Raw genomic sequence first — 13406 nt, 5'->3', positions numbered from 1 at the left:
GTATTTATACGAAACATATTGTGAAAAGTTTCACCCAAAAACAAAAAATTGGGAATATATCTTATTTTAGGCACATTACCATAACGTGTGGTTGATTGTAGTGAAGGCTGGGCACATCCAGCCTTCACTACAATCAACTTTGCATCCTACTTTTGAAATTTATCGATAAACTTTTCGTTTTATCACCCATCTATTAACTTCTTTCAGCAGGTACCCAAACACCCGCTGAAATAGAGGAACTCAATCTAAGCACACCACGCCCTGTGGCAACGACTGGGTGACCAACATCACGTTGGCCCAAAGCCTCCGGCGGACGTCATGGAATCAGAAAGGAGTTCTTTATGCTAGCGCAATGCCGATTCCAGACGCAATTATGCCGAGGCATAATTTGCTTTATTATCGACATCTACCTTCCCAGTATGCCCCTAACGTAAAAAAAGTTCGCAATTTGCGAACTTTTTTTAGTGGGTACTTTATTGAGAAGCCTTGGCTAAAGCATCTTCCATACGTAGACGATCTCTTGCTAATATTGGCTTTAAATATTTACCTGTGTACGAGCCACTGACTTCAACGACTTCTTCTGGTGTACCTGTCGCCACAATCGTACCACCTTTGTCGCCACCTTCAGGCCCTAAATCGATAATGTAGTCTGCTGTTTTGATAACATCTAAATTATGTTCGATGACTAGCACTGAATCGCCATTTTCTACAAGACGCTGTAAAACAACAAGTAAACGTGCAATATCATGCGCATGTAAACCCGTTGTCGGCTCATCTAAAATATAGAATGATTTACCTGTTGAACGACGGTGTAATTCAGAGGCTAATTTTACACGCTGTGCCTCCCCACCAGATAATGTTGTGGCAGGTTGTCCCAATTTCATATAGCCTAATCCTACATCCACGATTGTTTGTAGCTTACGCTGGATTTTCGGAATATTTTCGAAGAATACGACTGCGTTTTCAATCGTCATATCTAAAATATCCGCAATGCTCTTATCTTTATATTTCACTTCAAGTGTTTCACGGTTGTAACGCTTCCCATGACAAACTTCACATGGCACGTAAACATCTGGAAGGAAATGCATTTCAATTTTTATAATACCGTCACCACGACAAGCTTCACAGCGACCTCCCTTAACATTGAAGCTAAAGCGTCCTTTTTTATAGCCACGTACTTTTGCTTCGTTTGTTGTTGCAAAAACATCTCGAATATCATCGAAAACGCCTGTATACGTAGCAGGATTTGAGCGAGGTGTACGACCGATTGGTGATTGGTCAATATCAATAACCTTCTCGAGCTCTTCAATCCCCGTTACCTCTTTATGTTCTCCAGGCTTCACCTTTGAACGATTTAGCTTTTGAGCTAAGGACTTATATAAAATCTCATTAATAAGCGTTGATTTACCTGAACCTGAAACCCCAGTTACTGCAACGAATAAGCCAAGTGGCACATCTACCTTCACATTTTGAAGATTATTCTCCTTGGCACCTTTAATCGATAATTTGCGTCCATTCGGTTTACGACGCTCAATTGGCAGTGGAATAAACTTCTTACCGCTTAAATATTGCCCCGTCAAAGACTCTTCATTTTCCATTACTTCCTGCGGTGTTCCTGCCGCTACAATTTGACCGCCATGCACACCTGCACCAGGACCAACATCAATAAGATAATCCGCCGCCAGCATTGTATCTTCATCGTGCTCGACAACAATAAGCGTATTGCCAATATCACGCATATTTTGCAGTGTACTAATAAGACGGTCATTATCACGTTGGTGCAAGCCGATTGATGGCTCATCTAAAATATAGAGCACTCCTGTTAAACGCGAGCCGATTTGTGTTGCAAGGCGAATTCGTTGAGCTTCTCCCCCTGAAAGTGTTCCTGCCGCTCGACTTAATGTTAAATAATCTAGCCCTACATTGACAAGGAAGCCAAGTCGCTCTTCAATTTCTCGTAAAACAAGTCGAGCAATTTTCATATCCTTTTCTGATAAATCCAGCTCTTTGAAAAATGTATCAGCTTCCTGAATCGAATACTGTGTCACTTCACCAATATGCTTATCTGCTAGTTTTACAGCTAATGTTTCAGGCTTTAAGCGATACCCTTTACAAGATGGACATGCTTGCTGCGCCATATATTTTTCCATTTGTTCACGCACATAATCAGATGTTGTCTCCTTAAAGCGGCGCTCCACATTACGGACAACGCCTTCGAATTCAATCATTTGATCTCGCACATTGCCAAACTCATTTTCATAATGGAAATGGATTTTATCTTGACCAGAACCATATAAAATTTTATCCATCTTTTCTTTCGGTAGATCCTTTACCGGTACGTCCAGCGGTATATCATAATGATCGCACACTGCCTTTAATAACTGTGGATAATACTGAGAGCTTGTCGGTTCCCACGGTGCTATAGCATGCTCTAATAAACTTCGATTCCAGTCGGGTACTACTAAATCAAGATCGACCTCTTGTGTCGAGCCTAAACCATCACAGCTTGGACAAGCTCCGAATGGACTATTGAATGAAAACATACGAGGCTCTAGCTCACCGATTGAAAATCCACATAATGGACAAGCATGATGCTCACTAAATAATAATTCCTCATGCTCCATCACATCGACAAGTACTCGCCCATCTGCCAAACGTAATGCTGTCTCTAAGGAATCACTAAGACGTGCCGCGATACCTTCCTTCATCACAACACGATCGATGACTACTTCTATTGAATGTTTTTTATTTTTATCAAGTTCAATCGAATCATCTAAATCACGTAGCTCACCGTCGATACGTACTCGAACAAATCCTTGCTTTTTTAAATCTTCCAGTAGCTTTACGTGTGTTCCCTTACGCCCTGCTACCATTGGAGCAAGCAACTGCATTTTCGTTCTTTCTGGATAAGTTAATAAACGATCGACCATTTGCTCAATCGTTTGAGAGGTAATTTCTATACCGTGATTTGGACAAATAGGCTTACCGATACGTGCATATAGCAAACGTAAATAATCATAGATTTCCGTTACTGTCCCAACTGTCGAACGTGGGTTACGGCTCGTCGTTTTTTGATCGATTGAAATAGCAGGGGATAATCCCTCTATCGCATCGACGTCTGGTTTATCCATTTGCCCAAGAAATTGACGGGCATAGGCTGAAAGGGATTCTACATAACGGCGTTGTCCCTCAGCGTAAATAGTATCGAACGCTAATGATGATTTCCCTGAGCCCGATAAACCTGTTAGCACGACTAATTGATCGCGTGGAATTGTGACATTAATATTTTTTAAATTATGTGCTCGTGCGCCTTGCACGACTATTTCAGTATTTTTCACAAGCCGTTCACCCTTCTAATTTCAATTCAAATATTGTATCGCGCAGCTCAGCAGCACGTTCGAAATCGAGTGCTTTTGCTGCTTCCTTCATTTCTACTTCTAGCGTAGCAAGTAACTGCTCTTTTTCCGCCTTCGTCAGCTTCTTACCTTTTGTAGCCTTCGCTACATAAGTCTCTTCTTCCTCTGCCACCTGTGTCGCCCGAATAACATCAGGAATTTTCTTCACAATCGTTTTCGGTGTAATTCCATGCTCCTCGTTATACGCCATTTGCAGTGCTCGACGACGTTTCGTTTCGTCAATTGCCTTTTTCATCGAATCCGTCATATTATCTGCATACATAATGACATGACCATTAGCATTACGTGCTGCACGTCCAATCGTTTGAATTAATGAACGCTCTGAACGTAAAAATCCTTCCTTATCAGCATCTAAAATCGCCACAAGAGAAACTTCAGGAATATCTAGCCCTTCTCGCAATAAGTTAATGCCGATTAGAACATCATAAGTACCTTTTCGCAGCTCGCGAATAATTTCAATTCGCTCTAGCGTCTTAATCTCTGAATGTAAGTACTCCACCTTTAAGCCCATTTCTTTCAAATAAGCTGATAAATCCTCTGACATTTTTTTCGTCAACGTTGTAACGAGCACTCGTTCATCACGAACAATACGACCTTGAATCTCATCGATTAAATCATCAATTTGTCCTTCAATAGGACGTACGTCAATTTGTGGATCAAGCAGCCCAGTTGGACGAATAATTTGCTGTACCATTTCCGGCGTATGCTCAAGCTCATATGGGCCAGGTGTTGCCGATACATAAATAGCTTGATGTATATGTTTCTCATATTCTTCAAAACGTAAAGGGCGGTTATCTAGTGCTGATGGTAAACGGAAGCCATGCTCAACTAGCACACCTTTACGTGCTTGGTCACCGTTATACATCCCCCGAACTTGTGGCAAAGTAACGTGACTTTCATCGACAACAAGTAAAAAATCATCAGGGAAATAGTCAAGTAGTGTATATGGTGTTGCCCCCGCTTCACGCAATGTTAAATGACGTGAGTAGTTTTCAATACCCGAGCAAAAGCCCATTTCACGCATCATTTCTAAATCGTAACGAGTGCGTTGCTCTAAACGCTGCGCCTCTAATAATTTATCCTCTGCACGCAAAAGAGCTAAACGCTCCTCCAACTCTTTTTCAATATTATCAATAGCTTTTAGCATTTTTTCTTCTCGTGTAACGAAGTGGGACGCTGGGAAAATAGCAACATGATCACGCTCTGCTAGTATTTCTCCAGTTAAGGCATCCACCTCGCGAATTCGATCAATCTCATCCCCGAAAAATTCCACGCGGATACAATGTTCATCACGTGATGCTGGGAAAATTTCCACTACATCACCACGTACTCGAAACGTCCCACGTGTAAAACTAACATCATTACGCTCATACTGGACATCGACCAATTTTCGAAGCAACTGATTACGTTCAATTTCCATTCCCGTACGCACTGATACGACCAGTTCACGATATTCTTCTGGAGAACCTAGACCATAAATACAGGACACAGATGCAATAATAATGACATCATCGCGCTCGAATAATGCAGATGTCGCAGAGTGACGCAACTTATCAATTTCATCATTAATGCTTGAATCTTTCTCGATATAAGTATCCGTCTGCGGTACATAGGCCTCTGGTTGAAAGTAATCATAGTAGCTGACAAAGTATTCAACTGCATTATCAGGGAAGAACTCTTTAAACTCACTATATAATTGACCCGCTAGTGTTTTATTGTGTGCCATAATAAGTGTCGGTTTTTTTACCTCTTTAATGACATTAGAGATCGTAAACGTTTTTCCCGTTCCTGTTGCCCCAAGCAACGTTTGATGACGTTTACCTGCACGTACACCCTCCACTAATTCCGCAATTGCCTGTGGCTGATCTCCACTAGGCGTATATGGCGCTTGTAAATCAAATGTTTGCACACATGTCCCCGTCCTTTCCTTCCAATTTGTACATATATTTTAGCATAGCGTTATTAAAATTTCGAACATTTAACGAACGAATGTTTGTAAATATTTTTTCGTTTGCTCTATTAGCGATGAATTTAACAGAACGTATGTACTATAATATTTATCGGAACATCTCTATCAATAGATTACCCTTTCCAATTGTTAGCTAATCGAGATGGGGCGATGTAAATACATGACCTTAGCAGGAATTTCATTGTTTGGTGATGAAGTACTCGTGAGGTTCATGTCTATTAAAGGGTTATGCGAGTGGAGTCTAGAGAGATCTAATTCGGTTACTAAGGGAACTGATCCGCTTGGTCATCAATCTTGCAAATAAAATCAAAAAAATCCCACCCTCCAATAACAGAGAGCGGGCTCGTCATATTATTCAGTTGTATCTTGGTGTAAAGCTACTAGTTCGTTTGCGTATAGATGAAATGCGTTCTCATCTTTGTCATCGAGTGCTCTATCTATCAGAACCATGAGCTGCTCTTCACGATGCTTACGCTGGATATGATTTAAAAATAAATCTAAATAAATCTCGTTTAATAATTTCTCTGCCTCATCAACTTTCTTTGTCTGACCAACGGCTTTTAGAAAATCTGTATACGAATAATATTTATCCAACGATCTCACCTCGATCCTTTTCTAAATTATAAGAAAATTGAAATTGAAATGCAATGCTTACGAACTGAAAATCACTTCGATTTACTATTATCCTCGTGCTATTTTAAGCAATTATTCTAAGCAATTTCTTGAAATTGCACGAACCTCCTTCGTTTATCTATATTTTCTGAATTTATTTTTGTGTTTTACACTTCAAGAAGAAATAGAAAAAGGAGGCTTACATAGATGTCAGCAAACTACGTCAATGGATATTTACTTTCTTTTAACACCTATTTACTTCAGCCAGTCCAGTACGACTTTAAAATTTTCACTCGGGTAATTGATAAGCATAATGAACTTATTGTTACACGGAGGCCAATGCATATATTACGAAAATCTTGTATTTCACTAGGAACAACCTATGAAGCAGCGAAGCATTCCGCTAAACGCTTCTTCGGCAATCAACATAAGCTTCCAATCGTTGTTGCTTATGATTATGGTTATCCGTGTATTTTTCTACCAATCTATTCGCCAAACTCTGTCCACAACATCTGGATTGGACTTCACGCCATTTCGAATATTGTACCGAGTAAAACGGGCTGTATCGTTACACTTAAAAACGATAAACAAATTGAATTACCCATTCAATATGCTTCAATGAGCAAGCAATTTGTCAATGCATCGATGTTATATAAACATTACATGAATGAGCGCAAGCAGATTAGTCAGGACACCCCGAATCACCCACCTTTTTAAAGTAATGAATTTCGCTTTGGTGTAATTGTAGTGAAAATAAAAACCCCTCAAAAGCACAATTTTTCTGTGCCTCTGAGGGGTCTTCATTACCCGATTTTTGAACGTAAGTATGCATTAATGAATGGATCTAAATCGCCATCCATCACCGCACCTACATTACCTGTTTCTTCATTTGTACGATGATCCTTCACCATTGAGTAAGGATGGAATACGTATGAACGAATTTGTGAACCCCAGCCGATTTCCTTCTGTTCACCACGGATTTCATCTAGCTGTGCCTGCTGCTTTTCAATCTCTAATTGATAGAGCTTCCCTTTTAACATCGTCATAGCTTTTTCACGGTTTTTAATTTGTGAACGTTCTGCCTGACATTGTACGACAGTACCAGTAGGAGTGTGCGTAATACGAACAGCTGAATCTGTCGTATTAATATGCTGACCACCTGCTCCTGTTGCACGATACGTATCAATTTTTAAATCCTCTGTGCGGATTTCAATTTCAATATTCTCATCGAATTCAGGCATAACATCACAAGAAACGAATGATGTATGACGACGACCCGAAGAGTCAAACGGTGAAATACGTACTAAACGATGAACACCTTTTTCTGCTTGTAAATAGCCGTAAGCATTATGACCCTTAATAGACAATGTTACAGATTTAATACCTGCTTCATCACCAGGAAGATAATCAACTGTTTCCACTTTAAAGCCACGTTTTTCTGCCCAGCGTGTGTACATACGAAGTAGCATTGAGCCCCAATCCTGAGATTCCGTACCACCTGCTCCAGGGTGCAACTCTAAAATCGCATTGTTTTGATCATAAGGACCACTTAATAGTAATTGCAGCTCAAAATCGCCCATTTTTTGCTGGAATTCTACTAATTCATTGCCTAGCTCCTCCTGCAATTCTTCATCAGGCTCTTCTTGCAATAGCTCTAGCGTCATATCTAAGTTCTCGTGTGTTTCCACTAAATCTTTATATTCATTAACAATTGCCTTTAAGCCATTGCTCTCATTAATGATTACCTGTGCACCTTGCTGGTCATCCCAGAAGCCTGGCTCAAGCATCATTTCATCTAATTCCTGCATGCGTGCCTCTTTGTTTTCTAAGTCAAAGAGACCCCCTAAAGTCCGCCAATTTTTTGGCTGAAGTGTCTAACGCGTTACGTACATCTGCTAATTCAATCATTGTTAAATCCTCCGAACGTTTTTGATGGGGCTGGTTTTAAAAGCTTAAAAATTAGGTTAAGAAATGATTTTAAACATACTTCTCCTATTTCTTTCAAGCCCCGTATCTCTTCATTATAACGTTTTTACGAAAGAAAACATACTTTTTTACAACACAGTTTTGTTTCTATCTTTATCATCATCAAAGATAACGTTGTTCGTCATTCGAGGGAATACTCTACCTTGATCATATTGAACTAGTAGCTTCGTTCGCTTTTCCAGTTTATATTTTAGTAAATACGCTCTTTGAATTCTGTATTCAAATGATCTGAAACTTAGATCGACAGTAATTTCATAACCGTTCATAAAAATTACTTTTGTATTCTTTTTATCCATAGCTTGATAGTCCAGGATATGATGAACAGCAAACCATTGACATTCAGGTCGTATATAAGACTTACTTGGGAACCATACAATATTACTTCGTTCATGAACAACTATTGGATTTTTATTCAGCTTTCCTAGTATCATTCTCGATCCATCGAGAGCCCCTCTTAAACTTGACCCAAAATATCGTAGATTATAATCCATTAATTTTGTCGGCGCTAATTTAGAAATATGTTCGTTATCCCTTTCAATTACGCGCGTGCACAAGTTTCCAAAGGCATCATACTCCGGCTTATACAGCATCGTTTCGCTACTCATAATGTCATCATACTGCATTATTAACCCTCCTTTATTTTTTTAGAAATATATTGGATACTCCCATGTATTTCCTCGAGAAACTCTTCCGCAGACTGCTGTTCTCGAGGATTTTTTATCTCCACATATCAATCACCTCCACTACAACTTTTTTCAGAGCTTTCGGACTATAACTTTACATTTATAATAAATCAGAAAAAAGTTATAAACATTACCCTTTTCATTGAACTATTTACCTATTGTTGTAGTATCATGTACCTTATTCTGAATTTTCCGATTTTTAGCTACATTAAATCGTGAAGATATCCTAAACATAGAAAAAAGACCATTTTAACTTATCGTTAAAATGATCTTTTTCGTCATCATATTGTTATTGACCTGCACCATGGCAGTTTTTAAATTTCTTGCCACTTCCACATGGACATAAATCATTACGTCCGATATTTTCAGACTTACGGACAGGTTGCTTTTTCGGAGCTGAACCACCATCCTCTTTCGGATTAACAGCTTGACCTTTCGCAACTTCCTCACGCTCTAAATTATTGTGGATCTCTGCCTTCATCGCATATTTTGCTACATCTTCGCGAATGGAAGCAACCATATCCTCAAACATAGCAAAGCCTTCTTGTTGATACTCACGAAGAGGGTCATTTTGACCATATGCACGAAGGTGAATACCTTGACGTAACTGATCCATAGCATCAATATGATCAATCCACTTCGTATCAATTGAACGCAATAAGATAACTTTTTCAAATTCACGCATACGCTCTGATGTAAGCTGTTCTTCTTTTTCATCATAACGTGCTTGGACAGTGTTCGAAATTAGTTGGTTAATCTCTTCTGCAGATTTACCTTGGAAATCTTCCACCTTCAGAACGCCTTCATCCAATAGGTTTGCAGCGACGAAGTCATCAATCGCTTTTAAGTTCCAATCCTTCTGCTCACCTTGCGTATACACTGCGACAATGTCATCGATTGTTTCTTGAATCATTGACTCAACAAGCACGCGCATATTTTCTGTTTCTAATACGTCGTAACGCTCTTTATATATAATCTCACGTTGCTGACGTAGCACATCATCATATTGTAATAAACGTTTACGAGAATCGAAGTTATTACCTTCAACACGTTTTTGAGCTGATTCTACCGCTCTTGAAACAACTTTAGATTGAAGTGGCTGTGAATCATCCATCCCTAATTTCATCATCATGGATTTCATATTATCAGAGCCGAAACGACGCATTAATTCATCTTCTAGTGACAGATAGAATTGCGTAACCCCTGGGTTCCCTTGACGACCAGAACGACCACGCAGCTGATTATCGATACGACGAGATTCATGACGCTCCGTACCAATTACCGCTAGACCGCCAATCTCCATTACACCTTCTCCAGGCTTAATATCTGTACCACGACCAGCCATGTTCGTAGCAATTGTTACGGCACCCTTCGTACCAGCATTCGCAATAATTTCTGCTTCACGCTCATGGTTCTTCGCGTTTAAAACGTTATGTGGGATTTTATGTTTATTCAATAAATCCGAAATAATTTCAGATGTTTCAATAGCAACAGTACCGACAAGAACTGGTTGTCCAGCTTTATGGCGCTCAGCAATATCAGCCGCCACCGCTTTATATTTTCCTTCCATAGAAGCAAAAATTAAGTCAGGACGATCATCACGAGCGATCGGCTTATTCGTTGGAATCGCCACAACATTCATATTATAAATATTACGGAATTCCTCTTCCTCTGTTTTCGCTGTACCTGTCATACCTGAAAGCTTTTGATACATACGGAAATAGTTTTGGAATGTAATTGTCGCCATCGTCATTGACTCATTTTGAATCTCTACGCCCTCTTTGGCCTCGATAGCCTGATGCAGCCCATCCGAGTAGCGACGACCTTTCATTAAACGACCCGTAAAGCCATCAACAATAATAATTTCGCCCTCTTGTACAACATAATCAATATCATTATGCATACTTACATGTGCCTTTAACGATTGGTTAATCGCATGGTTTAAACGTACATGTGTTAAATCAAATAGGTTATCAATGCCAAATGCTTTCTCTGCCTTTTCAACACCAGCATCTGTCAATGTAACACCCTTTGTCGACTCTTCATATGTGTAATCCGTTTCCGCACTTAACATACGAACAAACGCATTAGACTGTTTATAAAGCTGCGCCGATTTCCCCGCCTGACCCGAAATAATTAATGGCGTACGCGCTTCATCAATTAAAATCGAGTCAACCTCATCGATTACCGCAAAATGTAGCGGACGTTGTACACGTTCTTCTTTATAAAGCACCATATTATCACGTAAATAGTCAAAGCCTAGCTCATTGTTCGTACTATACGTAATATCAGCTTCATAAGCAGCACGTTTTTCTTCTTTTGACAGGCTGTTCAAATTTAAACCAACCGTTAAGCCTAAGAAATTATACAGATGTCCCATTTCCTCAGCATCACGACCAGCTAAATATTCATTGACCGTCACAACATGTACACCTTTACCAGTAATGGCATTCAAGTAAACAGCCATCGTAGCCGTTAACGTTTTACCTTCACCCGTTTTCATTTCCGCAATATTACCTTCATCTAATGCCGCAGCACCCATAATTTGTACACGGAATGGGTACATCTCTAACACACGCTTTGACCCTTCACGACAAACCGCAAAAGCTTCCGCACGAATCGACTCTAAAGGCTCTCCGTCGGCAAAGCGTTTTTTAAATTCTTCTGTTTTCGCTTGTAATTGATCATCTGAAAGCTGTTCCATTTGAGAAGCGAATCCCTCAACCTGGTCAGCAATTTTGTCTAATTTTTTTAGTTCACGTTTATTGAAATCAAATAATTTATTTAATAGGTTTACCATGAATTTTTTCACTTCCTATATAGTCTCAACTTTCATTTTACCATTGTATAACATATTCATGCAAACAGAGTCCCTAGCATAAAAAGCAAGCTCATAAAAAAGGCTCCCGCTTTTCGCGAGAGCTCTTTGACATATTTAAGTTTAAGTTGTTTCAATTAAGCCGTATTTACCGTCTTTGCGTTTATAGACAATATTTGTGCCGTTTGATTCCGCATCTGTAAAGATATAAAAATCATGCCCTAGCATATTCATTTGTAAAACAGCCTCTTCTTGATCCATCGGTTTTAAATCAAATTGCTTTGTACGAACAATTGAATATTCATCTTCCTCTGTCACTGCATCAGCGGCTGCTTGAGAAGTAGCAAAATAAAGGCCTGTACCTTCACGCTCACGGAATTTACGGTTTACTTTTGTTTTATGCTTACGGATTTGACGTTCTAATTTATCAACGATTAAATCAATTGCAGCATACATATCATTATGACGCTCTTCTGCACGAAGAGTTAAATTCTTCATTGGAATTGTAACTTCCACTTTAGTTTGCTTGTCATTATAAACCTTTAAATTTACGTTAGCGTTGGCATTAACATCTTCGTTAAAATAACGTTCAACTTTCTCGACTTTGTTCTCAACATATTCTCGAATAGCTGGAGTTACCTCAATATTTTCACCACGAATGTTAAAGTTTAACATGTAAACTCCTCCTTTATAACTGCTATACTTTATATTTCTACACAAGTGTGCGAAATTCCTCTAAAATAATTCTTTTTTTCAAAAAAAATTTTTTCCTGCAAAAGCAATATAGGCGAAAGCAAAGAAGTTAGGCACGGGATGAACAAAGTCCCTCTACTGATAAATTTTTACTTTATGAATAAATATTATTTAGTTTTGCCTCATCGGCTTCTTTTCTTCGGCGCAACTTCAACTCTTCGACAATCAAACCTTCAACCGAATCTTGATTATTAAAATTCACACCATACTGCTTACCATTACCGAAAGGACGGCTCCAAATGACCTCTCCATAAGCTCGTACCTCTCTTGTATCCAGAATAAAGCGTAATTCCAAAGGACGAGGATTAACACCTAAATCCACCTCAGTAAACATCTTTAACCCTCGTGGACTAATATCCAACAAATCAGCCATTGCCATTTGCGCTTGATTGACTCTACCGTCCTTATATACTGCAAAAGTCATTTTTATAGGCTCATCGAATTTAAATCGAAAGCCTTCTTGGCGTTTAAATATCATCTTCCCACCTCAATACTATTGTAAACATCTATTTAGCTTGATTATGACATGATGCATGTTTTACATCTAGAGGGAATAAGTAACATATTTTACTGATTAAAGACCTATTTTATGACTAAATCAATTATGCCTCGGCATAATTGCGTCCGGAAGTGACTTTGTGCTTGCACAAAGCATTCCTTTCCGATTCCGTGACATCCGCCGGAGGCTTTAACTTTTGTAGGATGATGTAAATGTCGTTTCTCGTTTTTCTCGAAAAGAAAAGAGACCATCATAAATTGATGGCCTCTATGCTGTCTAAATTTGTCCAGTGTTTCCCTGACCGAATTGCTGTTGTCGATTAATCCGAATAACTTCCTTCCATGTATCACGGAATTCCGTCACTAATCCCTCAACTTCTTCAATAATAGCGACATCATTTTGAATGTTAGCTTCTACTAAACGACGGTTGATATATTCATATTGTGTTAGCTTATTTCTATTGGCCTGCTTTCACGCCTAAGTCACGGCGGATTTCATTAATCGGCATGATTTCTTTTATCTCCTCAACTAGCTGTACTTGAATTTTTGGGACCACTTCCTTCTCCAACACTACGTACTTTTATATAACTTCAATCTGCTTCTTTAAATTTCGATTCTCAGTTTGTAACTTAGCAATTTAGCTTTCTGATCCTTAGTCATAGGTATATTG

The 13406-nt window shown here is 39.1% G+C and carries 9 protein-coding genes and 1 pseudogene; 1 reads left to right on the top strand and 9 read right to left on the bottom strand.

The genetic code is table 11. From position 1 onward, the window contains the following. Nucleotides 1-473: 473 nt before the first annotated feature. From uvrA to AC3WSO_RS04400, 3 genes are all read right to left on the bottom strand, one after another. Nucleotides 474-3338, bottom strand: coding sequence for an excinuclease ABC subunit UvrA (uvrA, locus tag AC3WSO_RS04410; protein WP_492529042.1), 2865 nt, complete (start codon nucleotides 3336-3338; stop codon nucleotides 474-476). Nucleotides 3339-3345: 7 nt separating this feature from the next. After that, nucleotides 3346-5325 (bottom strand): excinuclease ABC subunit UvrB, encoded by a 1980-nt coding sequence (gene uvrB / locus AC3WSO_RS04405; protein ID WP_492529040.1) that lies wholly within the window; start codon nucleotides 5323-5325, stop codon nucleotides 3346-3348. Between the two features lie 411 nt (nucleotides 5326-5736). Continuing rightward, a complete protein-coding gene (locus AC3WSO_RS04400) occupies nucleotides 5737-5979 on the bottom strand; it encodes an IDEAL domain-containing protein (RefSeq protein ID WP_492534244.1) in 243 nt (80 codons plus the stop codon). 225 nt (nucleotides 5980-6204) lie between these two features. Between AC3WSO_RS04400 and AC3WSO_RS04395 the strand changes: the two genes are divergently transcribed. Then, nucleotides 6205-6714: a competence protein ComK gene (locus AC3WSO_RS04395; protein WP_492529038.1), complete on the top strand. Its 510-nt coding sequence runs from the start codon at nucleotides 6205-6207 to the stop codon at nucleotides 6712-6714. Nucleotides 6715-6800: 86 nt separating this feature from the next. Here the strand turns inward: AC3WSO_RS04395 and prfB are convergent. From prfB to AC3WSO_RS04365, 6 genes and pseudogenes are all read right to left on the bottom strand, one after another. Beyond that, nucleotides 6801-7905, bottom strand: a protein-coding gene (gene prfB / locus AC3WSO_RS04390; RefSeq protein ID WP_492529036.1) for a peptide chain release factor 2 whose coding sequence is annotated in 2 segments (ribosomal slippage) — nucleotides 6801-7829 and nucleotides 7831-7905 — 1104 coding nt in all. Because the reading frame shifts where the segments join, the coding sequence is not laid out codon by codon here. A gap of 146 nt (nucleotides 7906-8051) precedes the next feature. Beyond that, nucleotides 8052-8606 carry a competence protein ComK gene (locus AC3WSO_RS04385; protein ID WP_492529034.1) on the bottom strand — a complete coding sequence of 185 codons (555 nt, stop codon included), beginning with the start codon at nucleotides 8604-8606 and terminating at the stop codon, nucleotides 8052-8054. Between the two features lie 349 nt (nucleotides 8607-8955). Further along, a complete protein-coding gene (secA, locus tag AC3WSO_RS04380; protein WP_492529032.1) occupies nucleotides 8956-11466 on the bottom strand; it encodes a preprotein translocase subunit SecA in 2511 nt (836 codons plus the stop codon). 141 nt (nucleotides 11467-11607) lie between these two features. Continuing rightward, on the bottom strand, nucleotides 11608-12159 hold the full coding sequence (gene hpf, locus AC3WSO_RS04375; protein WP_049668100.1) for a ribosome hibernation-promoting factor, HPF/YfiA family: 552 nt from the start codon (nucleotides 12157-12159) through the stop codon (nucleotides 11608-11610). Nucleotides 12160-12331: 172 nt separating this feature from the next. Beyond that, on the bottom strand, nucleotides 12332-12715 hold the full coding sequence (locus AC3WSO_RS04370) for a PilZ domain-containing protein (protein ID WP_492529030.1): 384 nt from the start codon (nucleotides 12713-12715) through the stop codon (nucleotides 12332-12334). A gap of 297 nt (nucleotides 12716-13012) precedes the next feature. Beyond that, nucleotides 13013-13186: pseudogene (locus AC3WSO_RS04365) on the bottom strand (flagellar export chaperone FliS); the annotation flags it as partial. Nucleotides 13187-13406: the final 220 nt, after the last annotated feature.

The organism is Lysinibacillus sp. EB106-09-02-XG168, from assembly GCF_058791475.1.
This window is presented reverse-complemented; position numbering and strand designations above follow the sequence as displayed.